At 59.5% G+C, this 16,802-nt stretch carries 14 protein-coding genes; 6 read left to right on the top strand and 8 right to left on the bottom strand.

Translation table 11 applies throughout. The features are described from left to right. The first annotated feature begins 22 nt into the window (after window positions 1-22). The 4 genes from D3I60_RS09205 to D3I60_RS09190 all read left to right on the top strand — a co-directional run bounded on the left by D3I60_RS09205 (window position 23) and on the right by D3I60_RS09190 (window position 5,367). Window positions 23-2,548, top strand: a complete 2,526-nt coding sequence (locus tag D3I60_RS09205) for a virulence factor MviN (protein ID WP_262775833.1) — start codon at window positions 23-25, stop codon at window positions 2,546-2,548. Between the two features lie 149 nt (window positions 2,549-2,697). Continuing rightward, window positions 2,698-3,684 (top strand): thioredoxin-disulfide reductase, encoded by a 987-nt coding sequence (trxB, locus tag D3I60_RS09200; RefSeq protein WP_262775832.1) that lies wholly within the window; start codon window positions 2,698-2,700, stop codon window positions 3,682-3,684. Window positions 3,685-3,808: 124 nt separating this feature from the next. Continuing rightward, the gene (trxA, locus tag D3I60_RS09195; RefSeq protein ID WP_039211718.1) at window positions 3,809-4,126 is read left to right on the top strand and encodes a thioredoxin; all 318 of its coding nucleotides are present in this window, start codon (window positions 3,809-3,811) and stop codon (window positions 4,124-4,126) included. 152 nt (window positions 4,127-4,278) lie between these two features. After that, on the top strand, window positions 4,279-5,367 hold the full coding sequence (locus D3I60_RS09190) for an N-acetylmuramoyl-L-alanine amidase (RefSeq protein WP_262775830.1): 1,089 nt from the start codon (window positions 4,279-4,281) through the stop codon (window positions 5,365-5,367). Window positions 5,368-8,202: 2,835 nt separating this feature from the next. On the opposite strand, the gene D3I60_RS09185 is transcribed toward D3I60_RS09190, so the two are convergent. Next, a complete protein-coding gene (locus D3I60_RS09185; RefSeq protein ID WP_262775829.1) occupies window positions 8,203-9,435 on the bottom strand; it encodes a ParB/RepB/Spo0J family partition protein in 1,233 nt (410 codons plus the stop codon). A 217-nt stretch (window positions 9,436-9,652) separates the two neighbouring features. Between D3I60_RS09185 and D3I60_RS09180 the strand changes: the two genes are divergently transcribed. Then, window positions 9,653-9,802 (top strand): hypothetical protein, encoded by a 150-nt coding sequence (locus D3I60_RS09180; RefSeq protein WP_262775828.1) that lies wholly within the window; start codon window positions 9,653-9,655, stop codon window positions 9,800-9,802. A 408-nt stretch (window positions 9,803-10,210) separates the two neighbouring features. Here D3I60_RS09180 and D3I60_RS09175 read toward each other — a convergent pair whose 3' ends face one another. From D3I60_RS09175 to rpmH, 7 genes are all read right to left on the bottom strand, one after another. Then, window positions 10,211-11,107, bottom strand: a complete 897-nt coding sequence (locus D3I60_RS09175; protein ID WP_262775827.1) for a ParA family protein — start codon at window positions 11,105-11,107, stop codon at window positions 10,211-10,213. A gap of 67 nt (window positions 11,108-11,174) precedes the next feature. Further along, the gene (gene rsmG, locus D3I60_RS09170; RefSeq protein WP_262775826.1) at window positions 11,175-11,873 is read right to left on the bottom strand and encodes a 16S rRNA (guanine(527)-N(7))-methyltransferase RsmG; all 699 of its coding nucleotides are present in this window, start codon (window positions 11,871-11,873) and stop codon (window positions 11,175-11,177) included. Beyond that, complete coding sequence (locus D3I60_RS09165; RefSeq protein WP_262775824.1) at window positions 11,866-12,423, bottom strand: Jag family protein; 558 nt, start codon at window positions 12,421-12,423, stop codon at window positions 11,866-11,868. Before D3I60_RS09165 ends, rsmG begins: the two co-directional genes overlap by 8 nt. Window positions 12,424-12,431: 8 nt before the next feature. Further along, window positions 12,432-13,385 (bottom strand): membrane protein insertase YidC, encoded by a 954-nt coding sequence (gene yidC, locus D3I60_RS09160; protein WP_262775823.1) that lies wholly within the window; start codon window positions 13,383-13,385, stop codon window positions 12,432-12,434. Window positions 13,386-13,517: 132 nt separating this feature from the next. Then, on the bottom strand, window positions 13,518-13,874 hold the full coding sequence (gene yidD, locus D3I60_RS09155) for a membrane protein insertion efficiency factor YidD (protein WP_262775821.1): 357 nt from the start codon (window positions 13,872-13,874) through the stop codon (window positions 13,518-13,520). Continuing rightward, on the bottom strand, window positions 13,858-14,223 hold the full coding sequence (gene rnpA, locus D3I60_RS09150; RefSeq protein WP_101546515.1) for a ribonuclease P protein component: 366 nt from the start codon (window positions 14,221-14,223) through the stop codon (window positions 13,858-13,860). Before rnpA ends, yidD begins: the two co-directional genes overlap by 17 nt. A gap of 2 nt (window positions 14,224-14,225) precedes the next feature. After that, the gene (gene rpmH / locus D3I60_RS09145) at window positions 14,226-14,363 is read right to left on the bottom strand and encodes a 50S ribosomal protein L34 (protein ID WP_039211706.1); all 138 of its coding nucleotides are present in this window, start codon (window positions 14,361-14,363) and stop codon (window positions 14,226-14,228) included. Between the two features lie 416 nt (window positions 14,364-14,779). On the opposite strand from rpmH, the gene dnaA reads away from it, so the two are divergent. Beyond that, the gene (gene dnaA, locus D3I60_RS09140; RefSeq protein WP_262775819.1) at window positions 14,780-16,465 is read left to right on the top strand and encodes a chromosomal replication initiator protein DnaA; all 1,686 of its coding nucleotides are present in this window, start codon (window positions 14,780-14,782) and stop codon (window positions 16,463-16,465) included. Window positions 16,466-16,802 lie beyond the last annotated feature (337 nt).

Genomic DNA, 16,802 nt, shown 5'->3' with positions numbered 1-16,802 from the left:
GCCCCGTCAATCCCCACCGGAGGTGGTCGCCCTGATCGATATCGAACCCGGCATGGTGGTGGCCGGCCGCTATGTCGTATCGACCGTCGACCGCCGATGGCTCCCCGAAAAGCCCGAGGTCGGTGCTGTCTGCACAGGACTCGATGCGATCCTCGATGAACCCGTGCTCATCCTCGTCGCCGATGCCGACGGTTCCAACGACGTCCTCGAAGCCGCTCGTCGTGTATCGATCCTCGGTGACCCGCGCATCGCCCCGACGCTCGACGTCGGCCATTCCAACGGGCTGGACTACATCGTCATCAAGCGCATCGCGGTGACGCCGTTCAACCAGATCCTGCCGCGTTCGCCGCTGCCCGTCGACGCCGCCTGCGCACTCATCGGCGAGGTCGGCTCGGCGCTCGTGACCTCGGCCAGGCGGGGACTGTTCCACATGTTCCTGCGTCCGAGTCTGGTCGGTCTGACGTCGAAGGGTGCGGTGGTCATCGCAGGCATCGGCATCGATGCGGCACTGGCGCTGGACACCGGGCTCGTCGAGCAGAAGGACTACACGCCGACCAAGGCCTCACGTCGAGACGCTCTCGCGCTCGTCCAGCTCTTCTACACGGCTCTGACCGGATACTGGCCCGGTGAAGAGGCATTCGACGGTATTCCTCCTGCGGAGAAGGAGAACGCCCGGATCGCCCGGGCACAGGCGCTCAACCCCGAGGTCCCTGACAGACTCGATGATTTCGTCAGTGGAATCATCACAGGTTCGGATCCCGGTCCGGGTTCGGTCGCCGAGGTTCTCGGCTATATCGACAAGTGGGACCCGGAACTGCTGCGCTACGTCAATCGTGCTCCGGTGGCGGAGAACGAGAATCTGTTCGATCAGTCGCCGCGCAGCTTCGATGAGGCCACCAGCCTGCCCGCTCCACGCTCGAAGACCATCGGACCTGGTCCCGGGGGTTCGACCAGCGCCAGCGAAGATCAGGTGCAGGCCGCCCTGGTGCGCATCGGAATCACTCGTCCGGGAACGCGGGGACTGGCCGCCGGAGTGGTCGGAAGCACCACGGGCCGGTATGCCGATCGGATGCAGATGCGCGAGGCCTCGAGCTTCCCGATCGCGAAGGAACAACTCGACAGCGCCGCTCAGGACTGGGAGGAATGGCAGCCGGAGCAGACGTATTCGGAGTATTCGGAGTACGCGGAGCACGAATACGACGAGAACCTCACGACCCCGATCATGAGCCGGGATGACGATTCGGACCCTGACACTCAGGCACTTGAGATCGTCCCCGAGTACGCCGACGAAGGTGATGACAACGATACTCGCGTGATCATGGACGGCGAGGACGAGGACGACGGTTCCTGGTTCCTCGGCGGCATGTTCGAAACCAATGAACAGCAACGCGAGCATCAGCGACGCGAGTATGAACGCGAACGGCGCATCGCGAAGGCCAAGGAAGACGAAGCGCGAAGGCGGCTTGCCGCCTTCGAGGCGAGTTCGACTGCCCGTCAGCAGGAAGCCAATGCTGCCGCACCGCCGAAGGAGATGCGCCGGCTGTCCCCGGACTCCGTTGACGATCGCAGTGCAGTCGACAACCGGAACACCGGTGGTGAGTCCCGCGCCGAGGCGGCTGAAGGCTCCGAATCTGTGCGCCCTGCTGAGCGCAAGGCCGGGAAACCGCGCCAACAGCACAGCGATTCGACCGGTGCAGCCCAGGCTGGGTCTGTGAAGAACCGAAACGAGGCTGCGGGGACAGCAGGTGCCGCGGCAGCAGCCGTTGCCGGTGCTGCCGCGGCGGGCGGTGCAGCGAAGTCCTCCGGTTCATCAGCCTCGAGCTCCGCACCCGCAGCTGCTTCGGCCACGGCAGGAGGTGCCAGCGCCGGTGGTGCTGTCGGCGGCGCGGCTTCCGGCGGTACAGGCAGCGGTTCGGGTGGAGCAGGTCCCGACGAACGTGATCCAGCGGCCACTCGGAAGCCCTTCCTGTGGCTGGTTCTCGGCCTCGCGGTCGTTGCCGCAATCGTGCTGGGCATCGTCATCATCGGCTTCAACTCGGGGGATGAGGAGTCCACTCCAGTCTCCGAGACGTCCGCAGCGAGCGAGAAGCCGACGAAGAAGGAAGAGAAGGAGACTCCGAAAGCCGATCCTCCGAAGATCAAGACGGTCGAATCCCTCGACCCTGAAGGCGACGGATCGGAACACGACAGTGAAACCGAGAACGTCATTCCAAAGACCGAAGGGTCCTGGAACACGGACCGGTACAACTCGGCGAGCTTCGGCAATCTCAAATCCGGTGTCGGTCTGCTCTTCGAGTTCGAGGACGAGACCACCATGAGCAAGGTGAAGGTGGCGTCGGGGAACTCCGGCGGCAAGTTCGAGATCCGTGACGGTGACGAACCCGAGGACGCGAAGGTCATCGGCGAAGGCGTCTTCGATGCCGACGGCGCCGTCACCGTGGAGTTCGATGAAGAGGTCAAGACGGACAAACTCATCCTCTGGGTCACTGAACTGCCGCAGACCGACGGCGGCTATAAGGCCACAATCAGCTCTGTGAAGTTCTTCTGAACCGACCAGCAGTTCCTCGTACCCTGATGCCGGACAGAATGCGGGTGCGGAATAGTCCGCGGCACCGTACCGTTGTAGATACGAACGTCATTTCGCGCGGCACTCCGCGGCGCGCTGAGCACAGCAGATAGAAGCAGGGAACTTTTCACATGACTGATACTCAACTGGTGATCATCGGATCGGGGCCGGCCGGCTACACCGCAGCCGTCTACGCGGCCCGTGCGAACCTCTCGCCGGTCGTCATCGCAGGATCGGTGACCGCAGGCGGCGAACTGATGAACACCACAGACGTCGAGAACTTCCCCGGATTCCCCGCCGGTGTACAGGGGCCCGAACTCATGGAGAGCATGCGAGAGCAGGCTGAGAAGTTCGGTGCCGAGGTCATCTACGACGATGTCGAGACCCTCAAACTCAACCCGGGTGCTCACGAGATCGAGACCGCTCTGGGGTCGCGCTACACAGCAAAGGCCGTCATCCTGGCGACCGGCTCGGCATACCGCGAACTCGGACTGCCCAATGAGAAGAAGCTCTCCGGGCACGGAGTCAGCTGGTGTGCCACCTGTGACGGATTCTTCTTCCGTGATCAGCACATCGCTGTCATCGGCGGCGGCGACTCCGCGCTTGAAGAGGCCACATTCCTCACCCGTTTCGCGTCCAAGGTCACTTTGGTCCACCGCCGGCAGGAACTGCGTGCCTCGCAGGCTATGCAGGACCGCGCGAACGCCGATGAGAAGCTCGAGTTCCTCCTCGACTCCGAGGTCGCCGAAGTCCACGGCGAAGACTCCCTCACTGGGCTGACCGTCCGCAACACGGTGACCGGGGAGACCTCAGAACTGCCTGTGACCGGCATGTTCGTGGCTATCGGTTCCGACCCGCGCACAAGCCTGTTCGCCGATCAGCTTGAGATGCGCGCCGACGGGTACCTCAGCGTCGACGGTCGCACCTCGAAGACGTCTGTCGAGGGCGTCTTCGCAGCCGGCGACGTCATCGACTCGGTCTACCGTCAGGCCATCACTGCAGCCGGTTCGGGCTGCTCAGCCGCGCTCGACGCCGAACACTACCTCGGTGACCTTGACGCTGCTTCAAAGCCCGCTATGGCGGAGGCAGCAGTGCCCGAGGCCTCAGTCGCTTCCTGACCCCGATCCGCCCGCTTGTAAAGCTGCACTTGACAGCACCATCCGGCCGAGCGAATAGGCCCGGGAATGAAAGATCCAGCTCCACTGTTCTGATAGAGACATTCGTTGTGAAGGAAGGTTACTCATGTCGACAGAAGTCACCGATGCCACGTTCGAAGAGAACGTACTGAAGTCCGACAAGCCCGTACTCGTCGATTTCTGGGCTCCTTGGTGCGGCCCCTGCCGTATGGTCAGCCCCATCGTCGACCAGATCGCCGAAGAGCACGGAGACAAGCTCAACGTGGTCAAGGTCAACACTGACGAGAACCTCGAGACCGCAAGCACCTATGGAATCACCTCGATTCCGGCGCTCTACGTCTTCAAGGACGGCGAAGTCGCCAAGACCATCATCGGCGCACGTCCGAAGCCCGCCCTCGAGGATGAGCTCTCCGACTTCATCTGATCGAGTTCTAAGGCGCCTGTTGTAGTATCAACGGGCGCCTTAGGCATTTCTGAGCGCCCCTGAACACTGACCCTCGAAACGCATCACCGACGATTGGCACCGCATTGACGAACACGAACTTACCGCGCTATTCGCGCGGCGACACTTCCGAGATGCTGCCCAATATCAAAGCTCAGATGGCCCGATTGGGGCTCCATGTCGGCGATACCGAGACCCCGGACTTCGATCGTGCTTTTGAGTTGGGTGTCCGCCAGTTCCAGCAGGACCGGGGGATCCTCTGCGACGGTGTGTTGGGCCCTGAGACGTTTTCTGCGCTCGAGCAGGCTCGCTATCAGTTGGGCGACCGTGTGCTCCGATTCGACCCCGTCAGAGTGCTGACAGGCGATGACGTCGTCGACCTCCAGACCAAACTCGCCGGCTTGGGCTTCTATCCGGGTCGTATCGATTCCGAGTACGCGTCTCTGACCGAGGCAGCGGTCAAGGAACTGCAGATGAGTCTGGGTACGAAGGTCGACGGTGTGACGGGGCCGCAGACTCTGCGCGGACTCAACGCGATCGACCGCAACCAGGACACCGGCAATCTCTTCGCGCTTCAGGAGCGTGCACGCGTAGCGGCTTCGGGTACGTCCCTAGTCGGCCGCACTTTCGTCATTGAGGCGGCAACTACAGTTGTAGATTTTCAGACATTGCCGATGACCGACGAGCAAGCTGCCCTCGAGCGTCAGATCACTTCGGACATAGCAAGCCGCCTTGTCGGACGCTTGGAAGCAATCGGTGCTGGGGCAATCCTCCTCGAAGGCGATGCTGTCGAGGTCAATCGCGCAGATACACTCGGTGCATCTGCAGTCATCACCGTCACAGCAGATGTCAGCAAATCCAAGGATGCCAACGGACTGGCAACCTTCTACTTCGGCCACGAACGCCAGTCGGATCTCAACTCGCCGACGGGGCAGAAGCTGGCGGAGCTCATCCAAGGAGAATTGGTCGCACGGACCGGAATGCAGGACTGCCGCACGCATGCGCGCACATGGTCATCACTCAAGCGACTGAAGACACCGAAGGTGCATGTCGTCAGCGGTTACCTCACCAACAAAGACGATCTTGAGAACCTCCAGGATCCGCAGGTGAGAGACGCGATCGCCGATGGCATAGCCGCTGCGCTCCAACGCCTCTACATTATGGAAGACAAAGATCCTCAGACCGGTACTCTCAGTCTCGATGCCATCAAGGCTCTGAACTAGTCATCCAGCTTCAACCTCGATGCCTCCAGAGCCGTGTTCCTCGAACAGGAGCACCGCTCTTCTCACCTCGATCTTGAAACCGAGGGGACATATCACCATATGACTAAAGACAGAGACAAGGCGCCACCTACAAACACCGATGACAGGCTGATACAGCCTCGAAACAAGGCATACAACCGCCATAAGTCGATTCGCTCTTCGGCCGCACAGCGCGCGTAACGAACACAGCAGAAATCGCAGCATGGACTCGGCCGCGGTATGTTTCACGTGAAACGGCAGGCTGTGCACAATTCAACCGACGCGTCACTCGGATTTGCAGCGGTTTCCGTTGAAGAACGAGCCTACTTTGACATGTAACTACTGTCTGAAACTACTGAACACAACCCGTAGGCTCTAGCACCGGCAATACACGCAGGCTGATTCAATCTCATACGGCCGCCGATGGAGAACAGGACTAGAACGGTTCCTTCGTTTCACGTGAAACCATCTTAAGACTCCGTCCGATGGCAGAACACCAGTGACTATACCAACATTACCGACCAGCCCTGGCTGACACCAGAGCATTCTTATGGCGTCGAAACATCCCGCCCGTTCGCTGCTAAAGCGATGTCGGACACACCGGTTCTAATCGCCGCTCGAGCGCCATCTTCGCGAACGACTGATTGACAAACGCCTCCAAAAGACGTAGCAGCAAGTTCTCACCTTCGGCACATCGAGTTGCCGGGCATCGGGCTCTGAGAAGTCCCAGATCAACATCCAACTGATCGAGAGCCGATGAGGCCGTTCTCTCAACTTCAAGGCAACGCTGAATTAGCCGCGACCCTAGCGTACGGGGCGGGTTGTTTCACGTGAAACAACGAGATTCAGAATCCGCCTGTACTGCTAGTTGCCGCCAATGTGGAAGACACAGACTCGTTGCCAGCTCGGTTCAGCAGATCGAAACCACTGGGCGACCTCGACCGTTCACATATGTCGCCCCCTGTCGAAGAGCAATCATTCCAGGGGCGAAAGGCGACTGTAACCGGCATCGATACGATGAGCGCCAGAATTCGTTTCACGTGAAACGTACCTCCTACCTGAATCCAGGCACCCTATATCTGAAACCAGTCGGGAGAACACCGGCCGAACCGAGTGACAAGCCCACAAAGAATCTGCCATCGGACAGAAGGTGCATAAGCCGAACTATGCTGAGCCCGGCTACGTGACACGGACTGAGTACGGCGGACGCGTGACCACAGTACAAGGAATTATGCCAGACCCGACAACGGTAAAGAACAGAGTACCTGAGCTCCCTAAGTACGACGTCGGTACCGTGTCCTATACTCAAGCTACCTCTTCCAGCACCACGATCAGAAATGCTCGGTTAGAACGAGGTTGCACGTGAAACATGCGCCTTACGATCGGTACATCATATGACAAAGGGCGGTAGATCCGTCACATCGGTGGACGTACTCTCCGAGTCACATCACCTCAATTCAGCCCGTCCTCCCTTCCACTCGCGCGAATGGAATCTAAATCGGCTCCTAGGCAGAGCACTCCTGACACACTTCAGCCTGTTCTAGAGCTATCACCACATGATGTCAGCAATAGATCCGTCACCAAATGGCAAGCGTGAACCTTGAGTGGCAGACGTTCTTGCAACAGCAGCCAACCCCACCGATGCATCCGGCTTCCGAATACGACCGGCAAACTCATTGTTCCACGTGAAACGCCGAGAAGACATCTCTGTTCTACTTCATATAGGTGGACAGAGCAATCGGCTAGTATCCACCGGTCTATGGGAATCCAACTCAGGAGGATGGCCATCAGTCAATTGTCAGATGCACTCTCTAGGTGGGCCATACCGTGCCGATTAGCAGCGTTCCAGCCGTGTTCGGAAGACTGACGGAGAAGGCAGCAGAGCATTGTGAGCACCGTAGTGGACCCTGGCGTGGGCCGCTCTCGAAAAGAGACAATTGAGAGCTAATAACCCGCAGATCACCACCCAATTCGATGTCCGGGGAACGTTGCGATCAGAGCACAAGCAGCGTTCTAGATCGAACATCACTGCCGTCGTCACCAGAGTCTCGCTCACCCGTCAATCCTGGTTTCAGGTGAAACAGTAACTCATGTCGTATAGCAGGGGGAATGATGTCGACAAACCAGAATCAACAAGGCGCGTATGGATATAAGCAGTTTCAGTAATGACACGACGTGACTTCAGATTAGCGCGTCCCTTATCGCCCAACAATTGCAGCACCCCTTTTCACGTGAAACAAGGACCAGTGCACTCGTGAATGTCTAGCCTCCACCAGGAACTGCTCCACGTCTTCAAGCAGAACCGAGGTGCTCCAGGAGAATCTCCAGCAACCGATCTGACTTGACTGTTTCACGTGAAACAGCGCTTCAGGCAATGTGCAGCTGACACGAGCCCAGCGCAAGCGTTCCAGGCACTCTGCCCACATCTACGAGGAGATCCATCCCTGGAGTCCACGGATAGACATTGGAACTCCCCATTTCACCAACGCACTCCTACCCGCTAAGCGACCTATCGTTATTCACGTTCATATTAACTAGTATCTGAATACTTCGAGCTGGTTGCCCGTAGCGGGCCAGAATCTCCACACAACCTCAATCACTGGTGCGAACGTCTCACGTTGATCTACAGCTATCTCGTTTCACGTGAAACGCTGGCACCGCCGTCCTATCAGCGAAGTCATATCGGGAGATCGTCGATAGTGATATGAGGGAACAGACGCATGGAATCTCACAGACCGTCTCAACCAAGGTCCGCGCCAAAAGAAATGGGCTTCGGGGCGATCACCCCGAAGCCCATCAGCACCTATTGTGTTGCGTTCAGAGACCGTCTTCGTTCGATACTCCCAAAAGACCGAGAATACGGTCGAGGTCGTCTTGGTTCGCGAACTCCACACTCAGCTTGCCCTTGCGTTTGCCAACGGAGATGTTCACCTTGGTGTCGAGACGATCGCCCAAACGTTCAGCTACCGCCAGAAACTCCGGGGCCACCTTCGTCGTTGCACGTGAAACATTGATGGAGTCGCCTCGGTTGAGCAATACAACAGCTTCCTCCGATGCCCTAACGGACAGTCCCTCTGCAACGATCCGCTGCGCAAGCACTTCCATATGCTCCGGATCACGCAGGCCAAGAATCGCTCGAGCGTGACCGGCCGAGATGACGCCGGCAGCGACCCGCCTCTGCACCAGAGGAGGAAGGCGCAGCAGACGAAGAGTATTGGAGATCTGAGGACGAGATCGTCCGATACGCTCGGAGAGCTCTTCCTGAGTACAGCCGAAGTCCTCGAGCAGCTGACCATAGGCCGCTGCCTCTTCAAGCGGATTGAGCTCTGCTCGATGCAGGTTCTCCAGAAGCGCATCACGGAGAAGGGCTGTATCTTCGACATACCGAATGATTGCCGGAATCGTCGACAGGCCCGCGTCCTTTGTCGCACGAAGACGCCTCTCGCCCATGATGAGCTCGAAGCGCGAGCGGTCGCTCGGCTTCTGCCTGACGACGACAGGCTGAAGGACACCGATCTCACGAATACTGTGGACCAACTCCGCCAGCAGATCTTCATCGAAGACGGTTCGCGGCTGCCTGGGGTTCGCATCGATGAGATCGACGTCAATCTCACCGAATTCGGTATCCGGAATCGACTCGACGCCTTCAAAATCGTCGAGTTCGCCGTCATCGTCGGACTTCGCGGTGTCGGAGTCACCCGACTGTTCGGTTGAAGCTGAAGTGCTCTCTCCCATATCTGGTTCGGAGGCTGTCGAAACATCTGATTCCGAGGTCACCGCCGGACGACTCTCGCCTTCATCATCCACTGACTCAGGTTCAACTACATTCGTAGTGGCGGCATGCTCGTCAACTCCGCGGCGTTCAGACTGGCCCTTTTCATCCGCCTCATTGTCAGCATCGCTTCGCCCAGACGACGTGTATACGCCGGGATGCGTCTCCCGAACAACATCATCGGCCGGCGATGCCGACGCAACTGCCGAGGTGGCCGCTGGGACCTGAGTGTCATTGACGAGGTCAGAACTCGCGTCAACAGCCTCATTGTCAGCCACCTGAACCGAATTGGATTCAACAGACGAACTCGCCACTGAAGTCGAGACATTGGCTGAGCCGTCTGCCGTGTCAGAAACCGCATCGGGGGACGCTGACTTTCGAGTCGTCCTCTTCGGCGCTGCAGACACCTTCTCTGCGCTTTCAACTGGGGAGGCAGAGGAGGAACCGGACCGCGGTTGAGCAGAAGACCCAGCCTTCGACTTAGTAGACGTCGATTTGGCGGCAGCGGAAGTTCTGGAAGAACCTCTCCCGGCTGCCTTCGGTGCACTCGTCGTCGGTGAACTCGTCTTCGCTGCGCTCGACTTCGCCGTCGATGCCTTCGTTCCCGTCGTCTTCGAGGCCGTCGTCTTCGTCCCTGTCGACTGAGACGTGGTCGACTTAGAGGCGGTCAACTTCGAACCCGCGGGCTTGGACCCAGGAGTCTTGGACGACGTGGACGACGCAGCCTTGGCCGTTCCCGATTTCGTCGACCCGGCCTTCGTCGACCCGACCTTCGAGGACTCTGTCTTCGAGGCAGCTGCCTCAGTCTCGGTATCTGCCCCGGTAGTGGTCGACGGCGATCGATTTGTCCCGGATGCCTTCGGCTTGCGTCGTCGGGACGACTGCATCGACGCAGCTGGGTCCGTACGCGCAGTGCGTGACGACTTCGTCTCGCTCTCACGTTTGCCGTCTTCCGAGTTCCCGCCGGAGAAGAACACATCGACCGGACGATCATTGGAGTTCGCGTCGGGAATCAATGCTCCGAGCCCGCGCCCCAGGCCCCTCTTTTTGCGTTCAACCACGACTTACTCCTCGATTCGCAATTTCTTCGGCGGCTTCCCGATAGGACAGGGCACCGCTGGAATTTGGGTCATATGAGATCACGGTCTGGCCATAGCTCGGTGCTTCGGAGATCCTCACCGAACGCGGAATGGCAGTTCCGAGAACCTGCTCCGGGAAGTGAGTGCGCACATCCTCAGCGACCTGAGCACTGAGGTTCGTCCGTCCGTCATACATCGTCAGCAGAATCGTCGTGATGGCCAATTCGGGATTGAGGTGCTTCTGGATGAGCTGGATGTTCTTCAGCAGCTGGCTGAGACCCTCGAGTGCATAATATTCACACTGGATCGGGATGAGGACCTCGCGAGCGGCCACGAAAGCGTTCACCGTCAGCAGACCGAGGCTGGGCGGGCAGTCGATGATGATGTAGTCGACGCGGTCTCCCGCTGCTTCCTCCTCCTTCAGGTAGATGCCCAAGGCACGTTGCAGTCGCTGTTCACGAGCGACGAGAGACACGAGTTCGATCTCCGCGCCGGCGAGGTCGATGGTGGCCGGTACGCATTTGAGAGTATCGAAGTCCGGACACTGCGCCACTGCCTCGCGCATGGGAACGTCATCGATGAGGACGTCATAGATGCTCGTGACCTCGGAATAGTGGTCGATTCCCAGGGCAGTGCTCGCGTTTCCCTGCGGATCGATGTCGACGAGCAGCACATTGAGACCTTGATTGGCCAGAGCCGCTGCGATGTTCACCGCCGTCGTGGTCTTTCCGACGCCACCCTTCTGGTTCGCGATCGTGAAGATACGGGTAGAGTCCGGCCGTGGAAAGGTTGACTGCGACAGTCGATCCGCTCGCCGGTTGTCCCGTGCAATCGCGGCACCAATGGGAGACGACTCATCCATGATCGGCATAGGGCGCACTCCATCATCCATCGGTTTCACAAGGCTCTCATCCAGCCTAGACCAACTCTACTTCGTACTATTTCTTGACGATCTCGACGACACGACTCGGGACCTCGAGCATGCCGCCGCCATCGACGACGTGGATCTGAGGTTGGGACAGTCGATATCGCTTGATCAGTTTCCTCGCTTTGACCAGCTCGCCTTCGACGGAAGCTCCCTTGAGGGCGAGGATCCGGCCCCCGGGGCTGATCACCTCGCGGGTCCATTCGATGAGAGTCGTCATCGCCTTGACCGCTCGTGCGGTGACGACCGTGAACATCTCCTCGTCGACGAGTTCCTCGACGCGTGCACGCACGATTCGCACATTCTTCAGGCCCAGATCGTCGACGACCATATTCAGCCATTCGACGCGGCGTTCCATCGGTTCGATGAGGACGATCTTCGCCTCGGGGCGCAGCAGTGCGATCGGAATACCCGGCAATCCGGCACCGCTGCCGACATCACCGACGACATCATCATCATTGATGTATTCGGCAACCACAGCGCAGTTGAGAATATGCCGAGTCCACAACCGATCGACCTCGCGCGGACCGATGAGCCCCCACTCGATTCCGGTCGTGGCCAAGTGCTCGGCATACCGCTGCGCGGCAGGATAAGCCGCACCGAAGTACTCTTCAGTGCCAGCCGGAGGCGACTCGATCTCCGCTGTCGTCGTCTCGTTCGAGAGCTCCGCCTCGGTCGAGAGCTCGAGGTCGTTCTCGGGCTGATCAGTCATCGGCGAGCCGGATGACGACATGACGACCGTCGCCCTCACCCTCGGACTCCGAGACCAGGCCGGCACGAGCTGCTTGGTCATGGATGATCTTGCGCTCGAAGCTGTTCATCGGCTTGAAAGCGAACTCCTCGCCGCCGTCCTTGACTTCGGCGATCGCGCGCTTGGCCTTCTTGATCAGCTCTTCGCGACGGCTGTTGCGGAAACCGTCGATATCGAGCATCAGCCATGACCGCTGACCGGTCTGGGTCTGCACCGCCAGACGGCTGAGTTCCTGAAGCGCACCGAGGGTGCGGCCCTCGCGGCCGACCAGGGTGCCCAGGTTAGAGTCCTCGTCGTCCTCGCAGACGATAGACAGCTGTGCACGGCCGTCGGCGACATCGATATCGATGTCGCCATCGATGTCGGCCAGATCCATCAGCTCTTCGAGGTAGTCCGCGGCGATCTCACCCTCTTCTTCGAGGAGTTCGGCACGGCTCGGCTTCGGCGAGGTCTCCTCCGGAGTCTTTTCCGGTGTCTGTTCGGAGGTCTCGTCGATCTTCTCTTCGGTCATGTCTGTCCTCAGCGCTTCTTGTTCTTCTTACGGTTCTTGCTCACGGGCTGCTGCCGCTGGCCGCTCTTCTTCGGGGCCTCCTCGGTGACGGTCGATCCCTTGAGCTCACCCTGCTTCACAGTCTTTCCCTTGCGAGCCTTGCGCTCAAGCATCTCCTTCTCGGCCTTCGAGCCGGGAGCGGGCATATTGCGGATGACCATGTGCTGCTGGGCCATCGTCCAAGTATTCGAGACCAACCAGTAGATGAGGACACCGAGCGGGAAGTAGATGCCGCCGATGCCGAAGACGAGAGGCATCACGTAGAGCAGCATCTTCTGCGACTGCATCATCGGATTGGCCATTGCCGACTCCGACATGTTCTTCGCCATCATCTGCTTCTGGGTGATGAACATGGTGGCGGCCATGACGACGATGAGCACACCAGTCAGCAGCTTGACTGCGAATCCCGGGCTTGTGAATGTCTCGGAGAGGTGGATGCCGAAGATCGAGGAGTTCTCAGCCTGGATCGCCAACTGCTGTGTGAAACCGCCGATGGCTCCGATGTCACCGGAGGCGACCTTCGGCATGTTGTGGATGACGCGGAAGAGCGAGAAGAAGATCGGCATCTGCACGAGCAGCGGCAGACACGATGCCCACGGGCTCGTCTTGTTGTCGCGGAACAGCGCCATCTGCTCTTCGGCCATGGCCTGGCGCGAGTACTGGTCCTTCTTGCCCTTGTACTTCGCCTGCAGGCGCTGGATCTCCGGCTGCAGCAGCTGCATCTTGCGCTGCGACTTGATCTGGTAGACGAAGAGAGGGATGAGGAGAGCACGGATGACCACGGTCAGTCCGGCGATCGAGAGCACCCAGGTCCAACCGCTGTCGGCCGGGAGACCGATTGCGGTGAAGATCTCGTGGAAGATCGCGAGGATCCAAGCAACTACCCACTGCAGCGGGTAGAGCAGCTTGTCCATCCAGTCCATTCAGTTCTCCTCGTTACACCGATTCTTGCGCGAAGTTCATTTTGCCATTGTTCACAGGTCTGCGCGACACGACGTGTGCCCCGAGGCAGTCCGCTTCTCCACGCTCGTGCGCGGACTGCAAGTTCAATATATTCAGGTGTGTGCCTGACCGCGGTGGATGTCCTTCGACCTGGCCTCCCGAGCGGAACCCGGCACATGGTCGACACCGCCGTGCGACCACGGATTGCAGCGCAGTATGCGCCACCCAGTTAACACCACGCCCTTGAGAACTCCGTGTATCTCGAACGCCTCGAGACCGTACATGGAGCAGCTGGGATAGTAGCGACACACTTGGCCGTAGAGAGGTGAGATCACGATCCGATAGGCGCGGATGAACCAGACGAACGGCATCCTCGGTCCGATCAGGACGATCCAGCCGAGTGTCGGCCAGAAACCTGCCGGCCGACGGGGCACCTCGGAGACATGCTTCAGATCATGCTCGGCGTCCACGACGTTCCAGCTTCTTCTCTGCCTTGACCAGCAGCTCGTCGACCTCGGCGGACAGAACAGCGAAGTCGGCCTGTCCGGCATGCGGCAGTGCCCGGATGACGAACAGATCTCCTGCTCTCAGCTCACCGAGGCGCGCACGCATGATCTCGCGCAGCCGACGTTTGGTGCGGTTGCGCACCACGGCATTCCCGACGGCCTTGGATACGATGAAACCCACGCGTGCAGCGTGGGTATCATCGGTGTCTCTCAGGCTGTGCGCCATGAGATGCTCTGTGCGCACCCGGACCCCGGCCCTGAAGATTCGTCTGAAGTCTTCGCCGCTGCGGATCCGATGTGCCGCGTCAAGCATGCTCAGGCCGAAATGTCGGAACGTCCCTTGCGACGACGTGCAGCCAGGATCGAGCGGCCCGCGCGGGTGCGCATACGCAGACGGAAGCCGTGCTTCTTGGCGCGCTTACGGTTATTGGGCTGGAATGTACGCTTGCTCACTTCAGTCTCCGATTTCTAGGTTGCGGGTGAACGCCGGTGCGTTCTCACAAAAAACGGCGGTGCGAGTCTCGACCGCCGAGCACTCCTGTGCATAAGAGCCAAAAGATAATCAGGATAATCGGATGAAGCCCGGTACACAGGACACTCCATCTTAGCGAGGCGGAATCGGACCGGTCAAACGGGACCTGCATGTTTCACGTCACGCTCGCCCGAAATTCATCGCCATTCGCGCTTCTGTCACCAACCCTCGTCCACAAGTCACACCCATGTAGTTTTCCACAAGCTTATCCACGAGTGTGGAGATTCACTGGGCTGAGTCGGCACTGATCCACATTCTGTGGAAAACTATGTGGAAGTCATGCACAGGTGTGGATCATGCCAGAACGAATTTTTTTGAAAGCTGAGGAAATGTGACGGTGTCGAATTCCAAGAATGAGCTCATCAGCCGCTGGCACACGGTGGTCTCAAACCTGGAAAGGGACCCGGACCTCACGTCGCACCAGAAGGGTTTCCTCTCCCTCGCCGTGCCGAAGGCCCTCGTCGACAATGCCCTCATCCTTCTCGCCGTGCGCGAAGAACACACCCGCCGCACCATCGAGACTCGACTGCTCGGCCCCCTGACCAGGGAGTTCTCCAAGGTCCTCGGGTTCGAAGTGACGTTCGGCTTCGTCGTCGATCCCGAACTCGACGTGCCGATCCGCTTCGAAGAACTCATCGGAGAGCCGACACCGGGAACTCAGGTTCCCATCGATCCGGCCACCTCCACCTCGGCGACGGAATCGCCGGAACCCATCCCCACCGAGGCGGCCGAACCGGTCCGACCGGTCCCCGCCGATCATTCGACGCCCGAATCCGCCCAGCCGAACCAGGGCCAGCCGGCCGCGCAGACCTCGGACACCCAGATGCCGCAGGCGCAGGCATCGGCACCGCCGGCAACGCAGACGCGAGCCTCGCAGCTGCAGGCTCCCGACGATTCCGGGATGACCGACCGTGAGATGAAGATCGCCGAGGCGACCGCCGCCCCGATGGGCCCGCCCGTCGATGCTCCCGGCGTCGCTCAGCTCAATCCGAAGTACACCTTCGACACCTTCGTCATCGGCGCTTCCAACAGGTTCGCCCATGCAGCGGCCTTCGCTGTCGCCGAGGCACCGGCCAAGGCCTACAATCCTCTGTTCATCTATGGGGACTCGGGATTGGGCAAGACCCATCTGCTCCATGCGATCGGCTACTACGCGACTCAGCTGTTCCCGGAGATCCGAGTGAAGTACGTCTCCAGCGAAGAGTTCGTCAACGACTTCATCAATACGATCGGATCGTCGAAGACGTCGAATGCTCTGCGTCCTGCCTTCCAGCGCCGCTACCGTGAGGTCGACATCCTCATGATCGACGACATCCAATTCCTGCAGGGCAAGGATGCGACCGTCGAAGAGTTCTTCCATACGTTCAACGCCCTGCACAATGAGGCCAAACAGGTCGTGATCACCTCCGATCAGCCGCCGAAGATGCTCAAGGGCTTCGAAGAGCGGCTGCGCTCCCGATTCGAATGGGGTCTGCTCACGGACGTGCAGCCGCCGGACATGGAGACTCGGTTCGCGATTCTGCGCCGCAAGGCCGCAGCCGAGCAGCTCGATGTTCCCGACGATGTCCTCGAATACATCGCCTCCCGTGTATCCTCGAACATCCGCGAACTCGAAGGCGCCCTCATCCGGGTCACGGCATTCGCCAACCTCAACGATCAGCAGATCGACGTCTCCTTGGCCGAGACCGTGCTCAAGGACTTCATCACCCCCGATGACACCCCTGCGGTCACGGCCGCGGACATCATGGGCCAGACCGCTGCCTACTTCAGCCTCACTCTCGATGACCTGTGCGGAACCTCCCGGTCCAGGACGCTGACGACGGCCAGGCAGATCGCCATGTATCTGTGCCGCGAGCTCACCGACCTCTCCCTCCCGAAGATCGGACAGGCGTTCGGTGGACGCGATCACACCACCGTGATGCACGCGAACAAGAAGATTCGAACTCAGATGGCCGAACGACGGGCCGTCTACACCCAGGTCACCGAACTCACAAACCGCATTAAACAACAGCACCGCCTATAGAAGACGTCATACACATCTGTGGATAACCCTGGGGACAATTGCTCACAGCTTGGGGACAGAGCGGTGGACAGAACTGCGCCACGGGTGGAAAGATGTGAACTACATGCTTGTGTTTACCCAAGCGCCCACCGACGCCTCGGTCACGGTGCACATGGCATCCACAAGCCCATAGTGGCTCAGAACCCTTGATTACTCTGGGGTAAGCGGCACTTGTCCACAGTCTCCACATGTGCTGATACTTCTACCAAGTGAATTCAACTCTTAAGAGGGCGACCGCCACCGACTGCTGCGGTGGATGAACTTCGAGCTCACGAGCTCAAGGTCGAGAGAGTCATGG

Origin of the sequence: Brevibacterium permense (assembly GCF_025506275.1) — a bacterium.
Taxonomy (GTDB): domain Bacteria; phylum Actinomycetota; class Actinomycetes; order Actinomycetales; family Brevibacteriaceae; genus Brevibacterium; species Brevibacterium permense_A.
Note: the sequence above shows the minus strand (reverse complement) of the source record. Positions and strands in the feature narration are given on the sequence as shown.

Excerpts from the sequence above, each read along its gene's own strand:
- trxB (WP_262775832.1), top strand. The coding sequence starts at position 2,698 with ATGACTGATACTCAACTGGTGATCATCGGATCGGGGCCGGCCGGCTAC.
- trxA (WP_039211718.1), top strand. The coding sequence starts at position 3,809 with ATGTCGACAGAAGTCACCGATGCCACGTTCGAAGAGAACGTACTGAAG.
- D3I60_RS09190 (WP_262775830.1), top strand. The coding sequence starts at position 4,279 with ATGCTGCCCAATATCAAAGCTCAGATGGCCCGATTGGGGCTCCATGTC.
- D3I60_RS09175 (WP_262775827.1), bottom strand. The coding sequence starts at position 11,107 with ATGCCGATCATGGATGAGTCGTCTCCCATTGGTGCCGCGATTGCACGG.
- rsmG (WP_262775826.1), bottom strand. The coding sequence starts at position 11,873 with ATGACTGATCAGCCCGAGAACGACCTCGAGCTCTCGACCGAGGCGGAG.
- D3I60_RS09165 (WP_262775824.1), bottom strand. The coding sequence starts at position 12,423 with ATGACCGAAGAGAAGATCGACGAGACCTCCGAACAGACACCGGAAAAG.
- yidC (WP_262775823.1), bottom strand. The coding sequence starts at position 13,385 with ATGGACTGGATGGACAAGCTGCTCTACCCGCTGCAGTGGGTAGTTGCT.
- rnpA (WP_101546515.1), bottom strand. The coding sequence starts at position 14,223 with ATGCTTGACGCGGCACATCGGATCCGCAGCGGCGAAGACTTCAGACGA.